The 18370-nt window shown below is 73.1% G+C and carries 20 protein-coding genes; 10 read left to right on the top strand and 10 right to left on the bottom strand.

Going from position 1 to position 18370, the window contains the following annotated elements; all coding sequences use genetic code 11:
- Positions 1 to 24 precede the first annotated feature (24 nt).
- On the bottom strand, positions 25 to 1359 hold the full coding sequence (locus ACGFIE_RS08570; protein ID WP_393292480.1) for an MFS transporter: 1335 nt from the start codon (positions 1357 to 1359) through the stop codon (positions 25 to 27).
- Between ACGFIE_RS08570 and ACGFIE_RS08565 the strand changes: the two genes are divergently transcribed.
- The 4 genes from ACGFIE_RS08565 to ACGFIE_RS08550 all read left to right on the top strand — a co-directional run bounded on the left by ACGFIE_RS08565 (position 1327) and on the right by ACGFIE_RS08550 (position 3752).
- The gene (locus ACGFIE_RS08565) at positions 1327 to 1833 is read left to right on the top strand and encodes a MarR family winged helix-turn-helix transcriptional regulator (RefSeq protein ID WP_393292478.1); all 507 of its coding nucleotides are present in this window, start codon (positions 1327 to 1329) and stop codon (positions 1831 to 1833) included. The two genes, ACGFIE_RS08570 and ACGFIE_RS08565, sit on opposite strands and share 33 nt — an antisense overlap.
- Positions 1834 to 1910: 77 nt before the next feature.
- Positions 1911 to 3083, top strand: coding sequence for an epoxide hydrolase family protein (locus ACGFIE_RS08560; RefSeq protein WP_393292476.1), 1173 nt, complete (start codon positions 1911 to 1913; stop codon positions 3081 to 3083).
- On the top strand, positions 2987 to 3247 hold the full coding sequence (locus tag ACGFIE_RS08555) for a DUF2087 domain-containing protein (protein WP_393293202.1): 261 nt from the start codon (positions 2987 to 2989) through the stop codon (positions 3245 to 3247). The genes ACGFIE_RS08560 and ACGFIE_RS08555 overlap by 97 nt, the downstream gene beginning before the upstream one ends.
- Before the next feature lie 10 nt (positions 3248 to 3257).
- Positions 3258 to 3752: a GNAT family N-acetyltransferase gene (locus tag ACGFIE_RS08550; protein WP_393292475.1), complete on the top strand. Its 495-nt coding sequence runs from the start codon at positions 3258 to 3260 to the stop codon at positions 3750 to 3752.
- A 55-nt stretch (positions 3753 to 3807) separates the two neighbouring features.
- Here the strand turns inward: ACGFIE_RS08550 and ACGFIE_RS08545 are convergent, their stop codons facing one another.
- Positions 3808 to 4815, bottom strand: coding sequence for a helix-turn-helix transcriptional regulator (locus ACGFIE_RS08545; protein ID WP_393292473.1), 1008 nt, complete (start codon positions 4813 to 4815; stop codon positions 3808 to 3810).
- 95 nt (positions 4816 to 4910) lie between these two features.
- On the opposite strand from ACGFIE_RS08545, the gene ACGFIE_RS08540 reads away from it, so the two are divergent.
- Both ACGFIE_RS08540 and ACGFIE_RS08535 read left to right on the top strand, forming a co-directional pair.
- A complete protein-coding gene (locus ACGFIE_RS08540; protein ID WP_393292471.1) occupies positions 4911 to 5909 on the top strand; it encodes a tyrosine-type recombinase/integrase in 999 nt (332 codons plus the stop codon).
- 29 nt (positions 5910 to 5938) lie between these two features.
- Positions 5939 to 6784: an LLM class flavin-dependent oxidoreductase gene (locus tag ACGFIE_RS08535; RefSeq protein WP_393292469.1), complete on the top strand. Its 846-nt coding sequence runs from the start codon at positions 5939 to 5941 to the stop codon at positions 6782 to 6784.
- A gap of 13 nt (positions 6785 to 6797) precedes the next feature.
- Here ACGFIE_RS08535 and ACGFIE_RS08530 read toward each other — a convergent pair whose 3' ends face one another.
- Both ACGFIE_RS08530 and ACGFIE_RS08525 read right to left on the bottom strand, forming a co-directional pair.
- Positions 6798 to 7169 (bottom strand): VOC family protein, encoded by a 372-nt coding sequence (locus tag ACGFIE_RS08530; protein ID WP_393292467.1) that lies wholly within the window; start codon positions 7167 to 7169, stop codon positions 6798 to 6800.
- A gap of 77 nt (positions 7170 to 7246) precedes the next feature.
- Positions 7247 to 8950 carry an acyl-CoA dehydrogenase family protein gene (locus tag ACGFIE_RS08525; RefSeq protein ID WP_393292465.1) on the bottom strand — a complete coding sequence of 568 codons (1704 nt, stop codon included), beginning with the start codon at positions 8948 to 8950 and terminating at the stop codon, positions 7247 to 7249.
- Between the two features lie 126 nt (positions 8951 to 9076).
- Between ACGFIE_RS08525 and ACGFIE_RS08520 the strand changes: the two genes are divergently transcribed.
- From ACGFIE_RS08520 to ACGFIE_RS08510, 3 genes are read left to right on the top strand one after another with little or no spacing between them, the layout of a single operon-like run.
- The gene (locus ACGFIE_RS08520) at positions 9077 to 9535 is read left to right on the top strand and encodes a hypothetical protein (RefSeq protein WP_393292463.1); all 459 of its coding nucleotides are present in this window, start codon (positions 9077 to 9079) and stop codon (positions 9533 to 9535) included.
- Complete coding sequence (locus tag ACGFIE_RS08515) at positions 9522 to 10715, top strand: low temperature requirement protein A (RefSeq protein WP_393292461.1); 1194 nt, start codon at positions 9522 to 9524, stop codon at positions 10713 to 10715. The genes ACGFIE_RS08520 and ACGFIE_RS08515 overlap by 14 nt, the downstream gene beginning before the upstream one ends.
- Positions 10712 to 11926 carry a low temperature requirement protein A gene (locus ACGFIE_RS08510; protein WP_393292458.1) on the top strand — a complete coding sequence of 405 codons (1215 nt, stop codon included), beginning with the start codon at positions 10712 to 10714 and terminating at the stop codon, positions 11924 to 11926. The genes ACGFIE_RS08515 and ACGFIE_RS08510 overlap by 4 nt, the downstream gene beginning before the upstream one ends.
- Here ACGFIE_RS08510 and ACGFIE_RS08505 read toward each other — a convergent pair.
- The 4 genes from ACGFIE_RS08505 to ACGFIE_RS08490 form a co-directional block, all read right to left on the bottom strand.
- On the bottom strand, positions 11893 to 12609 hold the full coding sequence (locus ACGFIE_RS08505) for a thymidine kinase (protein WP_393292456.1): 717 nt from the start codon (positions 12607 to 12609) through the stop codon (positions 11893 to 11895). The genes ACGFIE_RS08510 and ACGFIE_RS08505 overlap by 34 nt on opposite strands.
- 56 nt (positions 12610 to 12665) lie before the next feature.
- Positions 12666 to 14057: an MFS transporter gene (locus tag ACGFIE_RS08500; RefSeq protein WP_393292453.1), complete on the bottom strand. Its 1392-nt coding sequence runs from the start codon at positions 14055 to 14057 to the stop codon at positions 12666 to 12668.
- 20 nt (positions 14058 to 14077) lie between these two features.
- Complete coding sequence (locus tag ACGFIE_RS08495) at positions 14078 to 14845, bottom strand: glycerophosphodiester phosphodiesterase (RefSeq protein WP_393292451.1); 768 nt, start codon at positions 14843 to 14845, stop codon at positions 14078 to 14080.
- Positions 14846 to 14926: 81 nt separating this feature from the next.
- Complete coding sequence (locus ACGFIE_RS08490) at positions 14927 to 15424, bottom strand: MarR family winged helix-turn-helix transcriptional regulator (RefSeq protein WP_393292448.1); 498 nt, start codon at positions 15422 to 15424, stop codon at positions 14927 to 14929.
- Between the two features lie 35 nt (positions 15425 to 15459).
- Here ACGFIE_RS08490 and ACGFIE_RS08485 point away from each other — a divergent pair, with 35 nt between their 5' ends.
- Entirely contained in the window at positions 15460 to 16359 is a 900-nt protein-coding gene (locus tag ACGFIE_RS08485; RefSeq protein WP_393292446.1) for an alpha/beta hydrolase, read from the top strand.
- 36 nt (positions 16360 to 16395) lie between these two features.
- Here ACGFIE_RS08485 and ACGFIE_RS08480 read toward each other — a convergent pair whose 3' ends face one another.
- Positions 16396 to 17598, bottom strand: coding sequence for a serine hydrolase domain-containing protein (locus ACGFIE_RS08480; RefSeq protein WP_393292444.1), 1203 nt, complete (start codon positions 17596 to 17598; stop codon positions 16396 to 16398).
- A gap of 127 nt (positions 17599 to 17725) precedes the next feature.
- Positions 17726 to 18370, bottom strand: coding sequence for a response regulator (locus tag ACGFIE_RS08475; RefSeq protein ID WP_393293201.1), 645 nt, complete (start codon positions 18368 to 18370; stop codon positions 17726 to 17728).

The raw sequence follows: 18370 nt of genomic DNA, 5'->3' as shown, positions 1-18370 counted from the left end.
CACCGCACGGCCGACCCGATCTGCTCACCGCACGCCGGCGGGTTCGGCCGCTTGCGGTGGCACGCCCGTCGGCCAGGTGAGCCGGCGTACGCCGGGCACCAGCGACGTGCCGGCGCAGGAGGCCAGGACCAGCAGGCCGGCGACCGCCAGGGGTACGGGCGCACCGAATGCCTCGGCGGCCAGGGGCGCCAGCGCGTAGCCCAGCGGCATCGCGCCCATCGACACCAGCCAGTCGTACGAGGTGACCCGGGCCAGGACCTCGGGGGGAAACTGGTGCTGCACGACTGTTTCCCAGACCGGGTTGAGGTAGCCGAGGGCGGTCAGCGCCACGGCGTACGCGGCGATCACGGCCGGGGCGGGCGCGGCGACGGCGAGCAGGAACAGCGGCACGGCGTAACTGGCGAGCCCGAGGTTGGCCAGCAGCACCGGCCGGCGCAGCCGGACCCGCCCGGCCAGCAGCGAGCCGGTGAGCATGCCGATCGCGCCGGCCTGCAACAGCAGCACCCAGGTCGCCTCCCCGCCGAGACGGTCGATGGCGATGGCCGGCCCGAGGGTCATCAGCACGGCGGCAGCACCGTTCCACACACCGTGCCCGAGCAGGCTGGTCCAGAACCAGTCTCGTGATCGAACCTCGCCGAAGCCGTGCCGCAGGTCGGTGAGGATCGAGCGGCGCGGCACCGGAACGTGGCTGACCCGCACGAGTGCGAGCAGGGCGGCGCTGAGCGCGAACGACCCGCTGTCGATGACGAACGCCCAGCCGGGCCCGGCGGCCCAGATCAGCACACCGGCCAGCGCGGGCCCGAGCAGCCGGCTGGCGTTGGCGGTGACCCCCATCAGGGCGTTGGCCCGCTGCCGGTCGGCCGGGTCGACGGTGCCGGCGACCAGGGGCGACGCGGTCGGAATGGCGAACGCCGACGCGGTGCCGCCGAGCGCGGAGGCCACCACGACTGTGGTCAGCGACGGGTCACCGCCGAGCAGCTGCACGCCGACCGCCAGTTGGGTCACGCAGCGGACCAGGTCGGCGAGCAGGGCGACGCGGCGAGCGGCGAACCGGTCGGCGACGACGCCGCCGAGCGGCAGGAGGAGCAGCCGGGGCACCATCGCCGCGGCGAGGACGACGGCCAACGCCCCGGTCGATCCGGTCGCGCGCAGCACGGCCAGGGCGAGCGCCGCGGGCACCACCGCGTCCCCGACGGCCGAGACGGTACGGCCGAGGAACAGCAGCCGGAAGGGGCGGGTGCGCAGGGGATGAGCCATGCCGGCAATGTACTTCGACGCCGAACTTTTCGGCAATGAATATTTCGTCGGTGAGCTAAGCTGGCGCCCGTGACCGACACCCCGGACGCCGTCGACCGGCACGTCGAGCGCTGGCTACCCGTGGTGCCCGACCTCGACGTGGACGTCGAGGGCGCGGTGACCCGGATGATCCACCTGACCCGGCACCTGCGCGCCGTGAAGGAGCGGGTCCTGGCCGACCTGGACCTGCCGCCACACGAGTACGACACCCTGCACGCCCTGGCCGGCCGGCGCGGCCGGGCGGCTCCCTCGGACCTCGCCGCGGACCTGGCAGTGGCCCCCGCCTCGATCACCGCCCGCGTCGACACCCTGCTGCGGCGGGGCTTCGTGCGCCGCATCCCGTCCACGGTCGACCGTCGTCGGGTGGACGTGGAGCTCACCGACGCGGGCGAGGCCGCATGGCGCGGCGCGATAAAGGTCCAGGGCGCCGAGGAGCACCGGCTGCTCGGCGCGCTCACGCCGACCGAGCGGCGGTTGCTGTCCGACCTGCTGCGTCGTGTGCTCCTCGTCAGCGAGCAACCGGTCGACGCGCCGTAGACCGGCCATCGAGCGGGCGCACCGCGCCGGCCGTCCACGACACCGACGACCCACCGTGAGCAACGAAGGGAGTTTCGATGTCCCTCCACATCCGACCCTTCCAGGTGCAGGTACCGGAATCCGACCTGCACGAGTTGCACACCCGGCTGGCGCGTACCCGCTGGCCCGAGCCAGCGCCGACCCCCGACTGGTCACACGGGGTGCCGCTGGAAGTGGTGCAGGACCTGTGCCGGTACTGGACCGAGGACTACCGGTGGCGCGCCACCGAGGCGCGGCTCAACGCGGTCCCGCAGTACCTGGTCGACGTCAACGGGACGCGGGTGCACGTGCTGCACGCCCGCTCCCCACACCCCGGTGCGCTGCCGCTCGTGCTTACCCACGGCTGGCCCGGCTCGGTGCTCGAACTGGTCGACCTCGTCGCGCCACTGACCGACCCGGTCAGCCATGGCGGTGCCGCCGTCGACGCCTTCGACGTGGTGATCCCCTCCGTGCCGGGGTACGGCTTCAGCACCAGACCGACAACCAGTGGTTGGGGCGTCCAGCGCATCGCCGCCACCTGGGCACAGTTGATGGCCGGCCTTGGCTACACCCGATACGGCGCGACCGGAAGCGACTGGGGCACCAGCATCTCCAGCATGCTCGGTGCGCTGGACGCCGAACACGTGGCCGGCATCCATCTCGTTCCGCCCCTGGCCGGCCCGGACTCGGAAACGGACGACGAGTTCACCGACGCCGAACGGGAAGCGCTGGACCGGATGCGGGAACGCGGACGAACCTCGTCGGCGTACTCGGAGATCCATCGCACCGCTCCACAGACCGTCGGCTACGCCCTGCTGGACTCCCCGGCCGGGCTGTGCGCCTGGATGGGCGAGAAACTGATCGCCTGGAGCGATCACAGCCTCCGACGGGCCAACGACCTACCGGGCGCGCTGTCGCGGGACCAGATCCTCGACCAGGTCACGCTGTACTGGCTGACCGGCACCGCCGCGTCCTCGGCACGGCTCTACAGGGAGAGCATCGACACGGTGTCAGGCTGGATCAGCGGCGCGTCCACCGACACGATCCACGTGCCCGTCGGTGCGTCCATCTTCCCCGCCGAGTTGCCGCGACCCTCCCGCCGCTGGGCCACCCGGCGCTACCCGGACATCCGCTACTGGATGGAACACGACCGCGGCGGTCACTTCCCGGCCCTCGAAGTGCCCGACCTACTGGTGCGGGACCTGCGTACCTTCTTCCGCCCGCTGCGGTAGCGCGTACACCGGAAAGGTCGCGTACCCCCGATGCGTGGTGCGCCGCCGGCGGGTCGGACCACGCCGCCCTGCGCCGCTACCTCGTCGAGGAACGGCTGCTCACCCGAGAGCACGGCGTCTACCAGCGCATCGACGCGGTGGAAAAGCCGTTGACTCGGCACTGATGATCGACACGTGACCGCCACCGTTCGGCCCACCTGGGTGACCGCCACCGTCCGTCCCGACCATCCCGACGCGACGGACCTGCTGCGTGAGTACATGACGGAGATGGTGGTGCGCTACCACGGCCGCCCGGCCCGACCGGGCGAGGTCGACGAGGCGCTGACCGAGATGCCCAGCGACGACCTGGCGTACCCAGGGGGTGTGCTCCTGCTCGCTTACCGCGACGAGGCCCTGGCCGGCTGCGCCGGGCTGCGGTGGCATCCCGACTGGGCCGAGCTGACCCGCGTGTTCATTCGCCCGGCGCACCGGGGCACCGGTGGGGGTGCCGCCCTGCTTGCCGCCGTCGAGCAGCGGGCGCGGGCGGCCGGGGCGTACCGGATCCGCCTCGACACCCGCTCCGACCTGGTCGAGGCCCGTGCCCTGTACGCCCGGCACGGCTACGCCGAGATCCCTGCGTACTCGCAGGGCCCGTACGCCGAGCACTGGTTCGAGAAACGGCTGAGCTGACCAATTGACGGCCGCCTGGACGCGCGAACTCATCACCTTCACGCGAGCCGGCAGATCAACGCCTGAGAGCGTCGAGGGCCTCGACGGCGGGCGGTGGGTAGAGCGCGGCGAGGGCGTGGGCGGTGCTGGCGAGCTGCTCCCGCAACTCGGGCGGGGCGAGCACCTCCACCTGCGCGCCGAGCTTGAGCATCTCCACGCAGCCGTGTCGGACCGACTCGATCGGCACGGTCGTCGTGACCCAGCCGTCCGCGTCCGGCGCGTCGGCGCGGTCCTGCGCCGCCCGACTCATCGCGGGCGGAAACAGGTAGGTCGTCTGCGCCAGCGCCGCCACCGTCATCCGCACCCGGGCCTCGGCGCGGTACACGCCCTGCTCGTAGCGCGCGGTGTGCTCCTGCCAGGCGCCCGCCAGGTCGAACCCGGTCGGCCGCTCGGCGGCCTCGTCGAGCACCGTCAGGTCCAGGATCGCGCCCACCCGGTAGGTGCGGACCTGCCCGGACGCGGCGGCGACCAGATACCAGCGGCCGGCCTTGAGCACCACGCCGAGGGGATCGAGGGTCCGGGTCACCTCCCGGGGCGCCTGCCACCGCTGGTAGCGCACGGTGACGCGACGGTCCTCCCACACGGCCGTCGCCAGCGCGGCCAGGTGCGGTGTCGGCTCGGGTTCGCGAAACCAGCTCGGCGCGTCCAGGTGGAACCGCTGCCGGATCCGGGCGCCCCCGTCGGCGAGGTCGGTCGGCAGCGCCGCGCGCAGTTTCAGCTCCGCCGTGGCCAGCACCGAGCCCAGGCCCAGCTCGGCGGCCGGGCCGGGCATGCCGGCCAGGAACAACGCCTCGGCCTCACCTGCGGTCAGGCCGGTGAGCCGGGTGCGGTAGCCGTCGAGCAGGCGGTAACCGCCTGCCGGGCCACGCTCGGCGTACACCGGCACGCCTGCGGCCCCCAGCGACTCCACGTCGCGGTACACCGTGCGAACCGACACCTCCAGGGCGTCGGCCAGTTCGGTGGCGGTCATCCGCCCTCGGGCCTGCAGGAGCAGCAGCAGGGAGACCAGCCGGCTGGCACGCACCGTGCGACGGTAGCCGACACCGTCCGCGCCGCCGCACGCGCCGGCCTCGGCGCGCCTGCGTGGCAATCCCATCCGCTGCTGAGAACCTTTTTCACATGGTGTCCTCCGACGCTCCCGTGCTCTCCCGCCCCTCCGCCCGACCGGCCCTGTCGGGCGGGCCGGTCGACGTCACCGAGGCGTGGCTGCGTAACCGTCGGTTGTCCGAGCACACCCGCGACGCCTACCGGCGCGACGTCACCGGGTGGCTCGGCTGGTGCGCCGGTCGCGACCTGGATCCGCTGCGGGCCACCTTCCTGCACGTCAACGAGTACGCCCGCGCGCTGGAGTCCACTCTCGTCGCCCGCAGCGGCCGACCGTTGACCCCGGCGACAGTGGCCCGCCGGCTGTCGGCGCTGTCCAGTTGGTACGACTTCCTCGTCAAGCTCGGCGGTGTGCCGGCCAACCCGGTCTCCGGCGCGGACCGGCCCCGCGTCGACCGGGACCACTCCGCCACCGTCGGGCTCACCCCGGAGGAGGTGGACGCGCTGCTCGCCGCCGCCGACGCGGAGACCGGCCCGACGGCGGCCCGCAATCGGGCGGCGATCGCGCTCCTGGCCGATCTGGGTCTGCGGGTCGGGGAGCTGGTGTCGCTGGACCTGACCGATCTCGGCACCGAACGCGGGCACCGCAGCGTGCGCTTCGTCGGCAAGGGCGGCAAGCAGCGTCGCCGCGCCCTCACCCCGGGCACCGCGTACGCCGTGGACGCGTACCTGGCCCAGCGGGCCGCCACCACCGGCGTTCCGGTGACACACCTGACCGGGCCTCTGCTGGTCACCGCCAGCGGCGCCCGGCTCGACCGGCACTCGGTGTTCCGGATGGTCCGCCGACTCGCCCGAGCCGCCGGCATCCCGGCCTGGGCGCGACTGTCCCCGCACTCGCTGCGCCACGCGTTCGCCACCACCGCCCGCTCCGAGGGGGTTCCCCTCGAGGACGTGCAGGACGCCATGGGCCACGCCGACCCGCGCACCACCCGCCGCTACGACCGGGACCGGCACAACCTCGACCGCGACCCGGCGTACGCGGTGTGGGCCGCCCGGTCCCGCCGCCGCGCCTGACTGTCTGACCCCCCGCCTACGGTCGGCGGATGAGACACGGTCTGGAGATTCCCTGCGGCGGCGGCGCCGTCGCGGTGTCCACGCTGGTCGAGCTGGGTGAGCTGGCCGAGAGCGCCGGGTGGGACGGGGTGTTCCTGGAGGACTACCTGATCCACTACTCCGGCGACGACCCGTCCACCTACGACCCGTGGCTGGTGCTCACCGCGATCGCCGGGCGCACCGACCGGGTGCGCCTGGGCACCACTGTCACCGCGCTGCCCCGCCGCCGGCCCGCGAAGCTGGCCCGCGAGGTGCTGACCCTCGACCACCTGAGCGCGGGCCGGGCCACCGTGGCCGTCGGTGTCGGCGACCCCGGCGACCGGGGCCTGGCCGCGTTCGGCGAGCCGACCGAGGCGGCCGTTCGCGCCGCCATGCTCGACGAGGGTCTCGACCTGCTGACCGGCCTGCTCGGTGGTGAGCGGGTCGACCATCGGGGCACCCACTACCGCGCGGAGCAGGTGGCGCTGCGCCCACCGCCCGTGCAGTCGCCTCGGGTGCCGGTGTGGGTCGGCGGCAGCACCCAGGCCGGGGCGGTGCGCCGCCGCGCGGCCCGCGCCGACGGCATCGTTCCGTACAAGCTCACCGACACCGACGGCTGGGCCGACTTCACCCCCGACGAGGTCCACGACCTGGTCGCGGCCCTGCCTCCGACCCGGGCCGACGGCCAGCCGTTCGACGTGGCGATCGGCGGGCGACGCCGCCGCCCGGACGAGCGCGCCGAGCGGGCCTACCGCCGTGAGCTGGCCGCCGCCGGGGCCACCTGGTGGCTGGAGTACGTCCCGGTGGGCGACCCGGCGGCGATGCGGGCCGCGGTGGCCCGCGGCCCACTGCGCTGAGCGTCGCAGCAGCTCAGTCCTGCGGGCGGGGGCAGATGCAGAAGGGTTGCCCGATCGGGTCCAGCAGCACCACCCAGCGGTCGCCGCCGGGTTGGAACTCCGGCTTCGACGCGCCGGCGGCGACGAACTCCTTCTCGGCCACGGCCAGGTCGTCGACGTAGAGGTCGAGGTGGTAGCGCTTCTGCCCGGCCGGGTCCGGCCAGGCCGGTGGCTGGTAGCCCTCGACCAGGCCGAAGCCGATGGACGCGCCACCGCCGCTGATCATCGCGTACTCGGCTTCGCTGTGGGTGATTTCCCAGCCCAGCGCGCGGTGGTAGAAGGCGGCGTGCGCGGCCGGGTCGGAGCTGTCCAGATTGACCATCGCGAGGTCGGCGGTTGTTGTCATGCGGGCAGTCTGCCCCGCCGTACCTGCCAACCTGTGTCAGGTACGTCGGCGGTTCCTCGACTGAGCCGCAGCGACGCTCAGCAGAGCAGATCCAGGTGGTGGTGGGCGTCCTCGGCGATGTCCTCGTGCCGCAGCCACCGTCGCGCCCACAGCCGGGCGGCCAGTTCCGCCTGCTCGTCGCCCCACGCGGCGTGCTCCACGAGCAGGGCGGCGGTCAGCGCGTACGCCAGGCGCAGCGCCAGGCCCCGGGCGCCCGCGAGCACTCCGGACGCGCCCGGGTCGGCAGTCACCGCCGCGATGGTGTCGCCCAACTGCGCGGCGGCGGCGGCCAGGGTGTCGGCCAGCGCGGGCGACAGCGGCCGGGCCAGGTCGACGGCGGCGGCCAGCCGGCTCAGCAGTGGCGTCCCGGCGTCCTCCCGGCTCAGCGCCCGCAGCACGTCCAAAGCCAGCACGTTCGTGGTGCCCTCCCAGATCGGCAGCACCTGCGCGTCGCGCAGCAGCCGGGGCACGCCGGTGTCCTCCACGTAGCCGGCGCCGCCGAAGCTCTCCACGTACTCGCTCGCGGAGCTGACGGCGAGCCGCCCGGTGGCCAGCTTCGCCAGCGGCGCCACGATGCGCAGTTCCGCCGCGGCCTGCGGGTCCGCGCCCACCTCGACCCGTCCGAGCAGCGCGAACGCGTGCCCCGCGAGGGCGAACGCGCCCGCCGCGTCGACCGCGAGGGTGCCCAGCGTGGCCCGATGCAACGGCGAGGACGCCAACGCGCCACCCGCCACGTGCCGCGCCTCGGCGTACGCGCGGGCGTAGGCGAGGCCCCGTCGCATCCCGCCGGCCGCGGCGGCGGCGTTGTGCACCCGGGTCACCACGACCAGGGTCATCGCCCGGACCAGTCCGGGCACCGTCGGGTCGCCCAGCGGCACCGCGTACGCGTCGCGCAGGCCGATCTCGGCGGTCGGCAGCGCCCGGGTGCCGAGCTTGTCCTTGAGCCGGTGCACGATGACACCGGGGGCGGGCGCGTCCGGTGCCGCGCCGGTGGCCAGCGGCGAGTCGACCGCGTAGCGGGGCACGAGGAACGGGGCGAGCACCCGGCTGCCCCGGCCGGCGCCCTCGGGGCGGGCCAGCGCCACCGCCATCGCGGCGTCGGCGGCCGAGCAGAACCACTTCTCCCCGGTCAGCCGCCACGACCCGTCGGCGGCGGGTCGGCCGATCGTGGCGGAGCGGCCCAGGTCGGAGCCGCCCTGCGACTCGGTCATCCACTGCCCACTGGTGACCGCCGTGGCCGGGTCGGTGGAGATCAGCCGGGGCAGCCACGCGTCGCGGACACCGGCGTCGACGTCGGGGAGGCTGAGCAGCGCCGCCGCACCGTCGGCCATCGCCACCGGGCAGGAGAACGTCGACGACTCCGGCCCGTACAGGTGCAGCAGCGCGTGTTGCACGACCCGTGCGGCGGCACCCCAGGTGCCGCGCGCGTCGGGCAGGTAGGGCAGCGCCACCACGGCGTGGCGGGCGGCGGCGGCGCGCTGCGCCTGCCAGCCGGCGGACACCTCGATCCGGTCGACGCGGGCGCCCCACGGGTCGTAGCGGACCAGCGTCGGCGGATGCGCCTCGGCGTCGGCGTGCGCCGCGCGCAGCGACCCGGTGACGTCGGCGGCCAGGTCGGCGAGGCGGCCCTTCGCGGCGGCGTGTCCGTCCGGGCCGAGGTGACGTTCCAGCCAGGACCGCAGCAGGGCGTCACCGGCGTACGGGTCGGCGGGTGGTGGTACCGGCTGCACGAAGCGGTTCATCGATCGGCTCCCTGGCGCTGCGGGGGGTGTGCGCCGACGGTAGACGATGCGTGGCCGCGTCGAATAGGGGCCCAGTTTCCGGCATGTCGCGCCCCACTGCGATGACCTTCTCTACGGTCGGTAGTCGTGGGTGCCGGTCAGTCGTGGAGCCGATCGGCCCGGCGACGCCGCCCGATGCACGCCGGGCTGGCCTTCGCCGGGTTCGGCATGGCGCTGTGCTGCGTCGGGGTGGCCGGGCTGGGGGCGTGGAACCTGCAGACGGTGCGGCAGGCCGCCGGCCCGATCCGGGAGACCGCCGACGGTTTCCTCAGCGAGGTGACACTCGGCGACAGCGACCAGGCGTACGACCGGCTCTGCGCGGACGCGCGCACCCGGTGGAGTCCGGTCGGCTTCACCAGTTGGGTGCGTACGCCACCGATGGTGACCGACTACGAGATCACCGACGTGTCGGTGTCCACCAAGGGCGGGCGTCCGCGCGGCACGGTGACCGTGAAGGTGACTCGCGACGGCGGCATCAGCGAGGAACGCCGTCTGCCGGTGGTCCGCGAGGACGGCGACTGGAGGGTGTGCGGTGACCCGTTCTGACCCTCCGGCCGGCGAACCAGCGCACCCCGGGTGGCTGCGGAAGCGGCAGGGGGTCGAGCCGACCACCTCCACCGAACTCTTCTTCGACCTGGTGTTCATCTTCACGGTCACCCAGCTGTCGCACTACCTGATCGCGCACCCCGACTGGCGCGGCGCCGCACGTACCGCTGTGCTGCTGGCGCTGGTCTGGTTCGTCTGGATCTACACCACCTGGCTGACCAACTGGCTGCACCCGGACCGGGGTCCGGTACGGGCGATGCTGCTCGGGGTGGCGCTGGGCAGCCTGCTGCTGTCGGCGGCGATCCCGCAGGCGTTCGCCGGCACCGGCCTGCTCTTCGCGGTGGTCTACGTGACCGTCCAGGTGGGCCGCACCGCGTTCTCGTTGTGGGCCGTGCAGGGCACACCGTGGCTGGTCGACGGCTTCCAGAAGTCGCTGCCGTGGATAGCCGGGACGTCGGTGCTCGTGGTGGTCGGTGGCCTGGTCGGCGGGGCCGTCCGGGAGGCGGTATGGGCGACGGCGGTCGTGCTGGACGTGGTGGGCCTGTTGATCGGCTACCCGCTGCCCGGGCGGGGACGGAGCCGCCCCGAGCGGTGGATGGTGGAGGGTGGGCACCTGGCCGAGCGGTCCGGGGCGTTCGTGCTCATCGCGTTGGGTGAGTCGATCCTGGTCACCGGCACGACCCTCACGTCGCACGTCAACCGGGTGACGTCCGGGGCGTTCCTGCTGGCGTTCGCCGGGTCGGTGGCGCTGTGGTGGGTGTATTTCGCCCGCTCGGCCCGGGCCGCGACGGAGGTCATCGCCCGCGCCGGCCAACGCACCGGCGCGTTGAGCCGGGTGGCGTTCAACTACCTGCACCCGGTGATCGTCGCGGGCGTCATCGTGACCTCGGCGGGCGACGAGCAGCTCCTGCGTGAGCCCGGCGCCCCCGCCACCATGGCCGCCGCGCTGTTCACCCTGGGCGGCCCGGCGCTGTTCCTCGCCGGACACGCGGCCTACCAGGCGGTGCTGTGGCGGACAGCGCCGACCAGCCGGATCGTCGCGGTGGTGGTGCTGCTGGCGCTGGTGCCGATCGGTGTGTGGCTCGGGGCGACCGTCGCGGCGTGCGCCGCCATGGCGCTTGTGGTGACCGTCGGGGTCATCGTCGCCGACCGGGTCCGGGTCCGACGGGGCACGCGGTGACCGGGCCCGGACCGGACGGTGGGCCGGTCCACCCGCAGTTGCTGCGGCCGCGCCGCGGCGTGGAGCGGACCACCTCCACCGAACTCTTCTTCGACCTGGTGTTCGTCTTCACGATCACCCAGTTGTCGCACTACCTGAGCGAGGATCTGACCTGGCGGGGCGCCGGCCGGACCGCGGTGCTGCTGGGCCTGATCTGGCTGGTCTGGATCTACACGGTGTGGGCGGGCAACTGGCTGCTCCCGGATCGGGCGCCGGTACGGGCCACGCTGTTGGTGGTGACGCTGGGCAGCCTGCTGCTCGCCGCGGCGCTGCCCACCGCGTTCGGTGTCAACGGTCTGCTCTTCGCCGTGGCGTACGCGGCGGTGCAGGTGGGGCGGACGGTCTTCTCCCTGTGGGCGATCCGCGGCGAGCCGTGGCTCGGCGACAGTTTCCGCCAGTGCGTGGTCTGGGTCGCCGGCACCGGCACGCTCGCGGTCGTCGGCGGGCTGGTGGACACCCCGGCCCGGGAGGTGATCTGGATCGCGGTGATCGCCGTCGACGCGATCGGGCTGGCGACCGGGTTTCCGGTGCCCGGACTGGGGCGCAGCACCCCGGAGCACTGGGAGGTGGAGGGTGGGCACCTGGCCGAACGCTGCCAGGCGTTCATCCTCATCGCGCTGGGCGAGTCGATCCTGATCACCGGAGGAACGCTCACGCAGCGGCTGGACGGGGTGACGATCGCCGCGTTCCTGCTCGCCTTCGCGGGTTCGGTGGCGCTGTGGTGGGTGTACTTCGACCGGGCTCAGGCGGTCATGGCGGCGCTGGCCGCGGCGGGTGAGCGGGCCGGACGGCTCTCGCGGCTGGTGTTCAACTATCTGCACCCGGTGATGGTGGCCGGCATCGTCGTCACGGCGGTCGGGGACGAGCGGCTGCTGCACGCTCCCGGTGAGCCGGTCGGGTGGGCCGGCGCGCTGGTCGTGTTGGGCGGTCCGGCGCTGTTCCTGGCCGGACACGCCGCGTACCAGACGGTGCTTCGTCACCCCGGGGTGGCCGCCCGCGCCGCGGCGGCGCTGCTGCTGATGGCGCTGACGCCGGTAGCGGTCGCGCTGCGGGCGCCGGTCGCGCTGGCCGTCGGGGCGGCGCTGCTGGTCACGGCCTCGGTGATCGTGGCGGACTGGATGTCGGGGCGGGGAACGCCTCAGTCGCGGGGGCCGAGGTCGCCCGAGCGGTAGTGCCGGCGGCAGAGCACCTGGTAGCGCACGTCGGCGGTGTCGACGGTGTCGCCGATGACGACCTGCGCGCCCTCGCGGACCACCCGACCGTCGACGACCCGCGCGTTGAGCAGGCCCTCGCGACCGCACCAGCAGAGCACCTCGACCTGGATGCGGGCCACCTCGTCGGCCAACTCGAACAGGCGTTGCGCGGCGGGGAACAGGCAGGACCGGAAGTCGGTGGCGAGGCCGAACGCGAACACGTCCACGTCGTAGCTGTCGACCAGCTCGGCCATCTGCTCGACGTGCTCGACGGTGTAGAAGCACGCCTCGTCGCAGATCAGGTAGTCGACGCGTACCCCGTCGGCCCAGCGGCCGCGGACGAGCGCCCGCAGGTCCAGGTCGTCGGTGACCTCGATGGCCTCGTGGGCCAGGCCGATGCGGGTGGTGACCTGCGGGCCGAGCGACCTGTCGATGCGGGTGGTGACCAGCCCACGGCGGCCCTGCCGGGCGTGGTTGTAGTTCATCTGCAACGCCATCGTGGACTTGCCGCAGTCCATCGGCCCCCAGAAGAACTTCAACGCCGCGGCGTGCACCGGACGCCCGTCGAGCCCGCGCGCGGCCACGCAGCCGGCCGGTGCGTGCGGCTGGCCGGTGAAGGGGTGGGCCAGGCAGGTCGGGGCGGCAGCGGCGTCGTCGGTCACGGTCGGGCAGCCTAGCCGATCGACCGGTCCGAATCTGTCCGGCGCGGGACGCGTGCTCAGAGCACCCGGGGTGGGGTGTTGCCGGCGGCGACGATGGCCCGCCGGATCGGCACGGCGGCCAGCAGCAGGAACCCGACCACGAAGAAGATCAGCAGTGAGACCAGGCCCACGCGGTAGGAGGCGGTGAGTTGGAACACGAGGCCGAACGCGAGGGGGCCGAGCCAGCTGGTGCCCTTGTCGCTGATCTCGTAGAAGCCGTAGTACTCGCCCTCCTTGCCGGTGGGGATGAGCTGGCTGAACAGTGACCGGCTCAGCGCCTGGCTGCCGCCGAGGACCAGGCCGATGGCGGCGCCGAGCACCATGAACGGCACCGGCGCCTCGGCGGGCAGCCGGAACGCGCCGAGGATCACACCGGTCCACAGCACCAGGCTGAGCAGCACCGTCTTCCACGCGCCGATGCGCCGGGCCAGTGCGCCGAGGCTCAGCGCGCCTCCGAAGGCGAGGAACTGCACGAGCAGGATGGTGACGATCAGGGTGCTCTGCTCCAGCCGCAGCTCCTCGGTGCCGTACTGGCTGGCGAGGGTGATGACGGTCTGGATGCCGTCGTTGTAGACGAGGAACGCGAGCAGGAAGAACAACGTCAGCGGGTACGCCTTGACCTCGCGCAGGGTGTGGCCGAGCTGCCGGAACCCGTCGGTGAGCACGTTGCCGCGCGCCGCCAGGGCCGCCGCGGCGGGGCGTTCGCGCAGCCAGCGCAGCGGCACCAGCGTGAACGCGGCCCACCACACACCGGCGGAGACGATCGACCAGCGGGCCAGGTCCAGGGTGCGTTGCGGGTTGTCGTCCTCGCTGAGCACGGTGACCGCGACCAGGTTCAGCGCCAGCAGCACGCCGCCGCCGAGGTAGCCCAGCGCCCAGCCGCGGCTGGAGATTCCGTCGCGCTCGTCCGGGCCGCCGAGCTGCGGCAGGAAGGAGTTGTAGACCACGACCGCGGCGCCGAACGAGATGTTGGCGACCAGGAACAGCGCCCCGCCGAGGAGGTAACGGTCGCCGGTGACGAAGGCCATCGCGATGGTCGCCGCCGCGCCGGTGAACGCGGCTCCGCCGAGCAGCCGCTTCTTGTGCGCCGACCGATCGGCGATCGCCCCGATGACCGGCAGCACGAACACGGTGAGGAACACCGACAGCGAGATGAGGTACGGGTAGTACGAGCCGGCCGCCACGCGGATGCCCAGCGGGTGCACGTACCCGTCGCAGGTGTCGGCGCCCAGTTCGCAGCCGGCGGCCAGCTCGGCGACGGTGGTCAGGAACGGGCCGAGGAACACGGTGATCACCGTGGTCTGGAACGCCGAGTTCGCCCAGTCGTAGATGTACCAGCCGCTGCGCTCGCGGCGGGTGCTCGCCGGGGGCGGGGTGTCGTCCACCGTGGGGGTCACGGTCTCGGCCATCGGGGGTCCTTCGATGATGGTCAGGCGGCCCAGTGGCCGCGGCTGCGGTAGACGTCGCGCAGCACGCCGACGTGATCGGTCATGATGCCATCCACACCACGATCCAGTAAGTCGTGCATCTGGGCGGGTTCGTCGATCGTCCAGACGTGCACCTGCAGGCCGATGCGGTGGCAGTAGTCGAGGAAGCGGCGATCCACCACCGGCACCCGCCGGTAGCTTGGCGGCACCTGCGCGGCGACCACCGACGGCGGCAGCCGCAGCGGACGCCCGTGCAGGGAGGCGAGCCGCAGCCGGGCGACCCCGCGCATGCCGAGGCTGGTGGCGACCCGTCCCTGCGTGAGCGCCCGCAGTCGGGTCAGTCGGGCGTCGCTGAACGAGGCGAGCAGCACCCGGTCGTCGGCGCCGGCCCGGGTCACCGTCGCGACGGTCGGCGCGACGCCGCCGTCGGCCTTCACGTCGATGTTGAAGCGGACCTGCGGCCAGGCGCCCAGGACCTCGTCGAGCCGGGGTACGACGGCGGCGCCGCCGACGCGTACCGAGGCGAGGTCGGCCCAGCGCAGGTCGGCGATGCGCCCCGCCTCGCCGGTGACCCGCGCGAGCGTCGGGTCGTGGAAGATCACCGCCACCCCGTCGGCGGTGGCGTGCACGTCGGTCTCCACGTACCGGTAGCCCATCCCGATGGCCCGGGCGAACGCCTCGGTGGTGTTCTCGTCGCCCTCGGCCGCGCCGCCGCGATGGGCGAACGCCAGCGGCGCGGGCGCGTCCAGATAGCCGAATCGGGTCAGCACGCGACGCAGTATGCCCCCGGTTGGTGGCCTGCGGGTGGCCGGCCGGCGTCTGTCGCCCTCTCGCGCGGGACCTGGCGGCTGTCAGCCCACGGGGGTGCCGACACCGCCGTGCTCCAGGGTGGCGCGCAGCCGGGCGAGCGTGGAACCGAGTTCCGTGACCTGGGCCGGGGCGATCGACCGACCGATGTGCGTGGCCAGGTGTTCCTGGAAGGTGCCTTCGGCGTCACCGACGAGTTGCGTGCCCTGCGGGGTCAACTCCAGCAGCAGTGACCGGCCGTCGGCGGGGTTCGGCACGCGCCGCACCCAGCCCCGGGCCTCGAGCCGGCCCACGCCCTTGCTGGTCGCCCCGACCCCGATAGCGAAAAACTCGGCGAGATCGGCGACCCGCGAACCAGGATGGTCCCGTAGGTAGGCCAGAAACTCGAACTGCGACGCCACGATGCCGTGCTCGCGGCGCAACGTCTCGTTCAACGCGTTGTAGAGCCGCGTCTCGCAGCGGACCAGGTCACTGAAGACCTGAGCGAGTGTGGCGGGCCCGGCACCTGAAAAAGATGCCGCGGCAGGTATATTAGCTTCCACGGCAGCTACTTTATCGCCTGTGGGAGGCGTCGGACATGAGCAGGGAACAGCGCGCGGCAATCGGCGCCATGCTGAGCGACGGGCCCAAGGACTTCGTGCCGGAGCCGGTCGAGACGATGCGGGAGAGCTTCGCCGCGCTCATGGCGCAGTTCCCGGTTCCTGCGGCGCGGACCTCGGAGCTGACTCTGGGCGGCCGTCCGGCGGTGCTCGTCGAACCGCAGGGCGAAGCCCGCCCCGGCACGATCCTGTACTTCCACGGCGGCTCGTTCGCGCTCGGATCTCCGCGGACCGCGATGGGCCTGACCGCGAGCCTGGTCACGCGGACCGGAATGCGGGCCTTCTCCCTCGACTACCGGCTGGCTCCGGAGAACCCGTTCCCGGCCGCGATCGAGGACTGCCTCGCGGCGTACCGGTCCCTGCTCGACAGCGGCGTCGCCGCCGAGTCGATCGCGTTCGCCGGCGATTCCGCCGGTGGCGGCCTCACGGTGACCACCACCCTCGCCGCCCGAAACGCCGGACTGCCTCTGCCGGGCGCGCTCGTCGCGTTCTCGCCGGGCCTGGACCACACCCGCACGGGCGAGTCGATGGACACCAAGGAGGGCATCGACCCGTTCTTCACCCGAGAGGGCATGGCCCACACGGCCGGGTTCTACCTCGCCGGCCAGGACCCGAACCAGGAGCTCGCCGCGCCCGCCGTGCTCGCCGACCTGACCGGCTTCCCGCCGATCCTGCTGCAGGTCGGCACGAACGAACTGCTGCTCGACGACTCCGTCCGGCTGGCGAACCGCGCCCGCGACGCCGAGGTCGACGTCATCCTCGACATCACCGCCGGCGTTCCGCACGTCTTCCAGTCCTTCATCGGCCAGCTCGACGAAGCCGACCACGCCCTGGACCGCGCCGCCCTGTTCATCACGCAGCGACTACAGACCCGCTGAGCGTCCTGAGCGCGCGCACGGCGTCCGCACGGGGCGTCAGCCGCAGATCAGGTCGTCCAGCAGGGTCATCTGCCGCTGGATGACCGCCACCGCCGGGCCCGGGTCGGCCAGCTCGGTGGCCAGGTACAGGACCGTCGAGCGGCGCCCGTCCGGGCTGACCGCGGCGAGGGTGCTCATCCCGGGCATGGAGCCGACGTGCGCCCAGGAACCGCCGCACCGGTTGGGTATCCACATGACGCCCAGCCCGTACCGGATGCCCGGCCGGATGCCCTGGAACCCGTCGGCCAGCACGGTCCGGCGCAGTTCGGCCAGTTGCGCGGGCCGCAGTAGCTGACCGTGGCCGAGCGCCTGCCAGAAGCGGGACAGGTCGGTGGGGGTGCTGACCAGGCCGCCTGCCGACGCCGTCACCGTCGGATTGAACACGGTCGTGTCGACCAGCGGCCCGCCGGGCTCGAACTGCCGGTACCCGTTGGCGTGCGGCTGGGGAAGCGTCGGCTGGTCGCCAGGGTAGAACGTGTGGGTCAGGCGCAGCGGCAGCAGGATCCGGGAGCGTACCTCGGTGTCCCACCGGTGCCCGGTGACGCGTTCGACGAGCATTCCGGCCAGCAGGTAGTTGGTGTTCGAGTAGCTCCAGGCGGTGCCGGCGACGAACAGCGGCGCGTGCCGCATCGCGGTCGCCACCTGCTGCGCCTCGGTGTAGTGGTCGAAGCGGTGCGCCAGGAACTCGTCGGCCGACCGCAGGGCGGCGAGGTCGCCGGTGGCATCGTAGAGGCCGCTGGTGTGCTGCAGGAGTTGCCGAACGCTGACGTGCCGACCGTCGTTGCCGGTGCCGGCGACGACGCCGGGCAGCCAGCGTTCGATCGGGTCGTCCAGCCTGATCCGGCCCTCGCCGACCAGTTGCAGCACCACCACCGACACGAACGTCTTCGTGGTGCTGCCGATCCGAAAGTACCCGTCGACAGGCATCGGCGCGCCGGTGTCCAGGTCGGCCACACCGCTGCGCGCCACTGTCAACTGGCCCCCGTCGCGGACCAGGCCCTGCGTCCCGGACACACCCAGGTCGTGCAACTCGTCCAGGCCCTCCTGGAGCACCGTGGCCGTCGACACGTGATCCGGGGTGGGCGGTGCGGCCGACCCGGCCGCCGGGCCGACAGTGGTGGCCAGCACTGCCGCCACGGTCGCGGCGGTCACGACGCCGCGCCACCGCACTGCCTTGCGTACTGCGAAAACCACGCTCACCTCACGGCTCCCTTCGGGACAACACTGTGCCCAAACGGTATGAAGAGCCTCGATGTGCGCACCAACCGGAAAACCCCAGCTTCGACGTGGGGGTTAGCCCCCAGCCCCGGCGCGCGTCGGTGCCGACCTACGAACTGAGGTGGCGCAGGACCGCGAGGACGCGGCGGTTGTCGGCCTCGTCCGGGGGCAACCCCAGCTTGTCGAAGATGCTCGCGACGTGCTTCTCCACGGTTCCGCCGGTCACCGTGAGCGCGTCGGCGACGCCGGCGTTCGAGCGCCCCTCCGCCATCAACGCGAGCACGTGGCGCTCGCGTGGGGTCAGCGCCGCCACGCCGCCGGCTCGGCGGCTTACGCGCAGCAGTTGACCGACGACCTCCGGGTCGAGCGCCGTGCCACCCGTCGCGACCCGCCGTAGCGCGTCGGCGAACTCCGCGACGTCGGCCACCCGTTCCTTCAGCAGGTACCCGACGCCCGCCGCGTTGCCCTCCAGCAACCGGGCCGTGTACGTGGTCTCGATGTACTGCGACAGCACCATCACCCCCGTGCGCGGGTGCTGGCGGCGGATCTCGAGTGCGGCGCGCAGCCCTTCGTCGGTGTGGGTGGGCGGCATCCGGATGTCGGCGACCACAACGTCGGGCTGATGCTCGGCCACCGCGGCCAGCAGCGTCTCGCCGTCGCCCACGGCGGCGCACACCTGGTGGCCGTGGTCCTCGATCAGGCGGGTGAGACCCGCCCGGAACAGGGCGGCGTCCTCGGCGATCACCACGCGCAC

The organism is Micromonospora sp. NPDC049275 (genome assembly GCF_043197115.1).
GTDB lineage: Bacteria > Actinomycetota > Actinomycetes > Mycobacteriales > Micromonosporaceae > Micromonospora.
The sequence above is the reverse complement of the archived record's forward strand: the minus strand, read 5'-3'. Positions and strand labels throughout refer to the sequence as shown.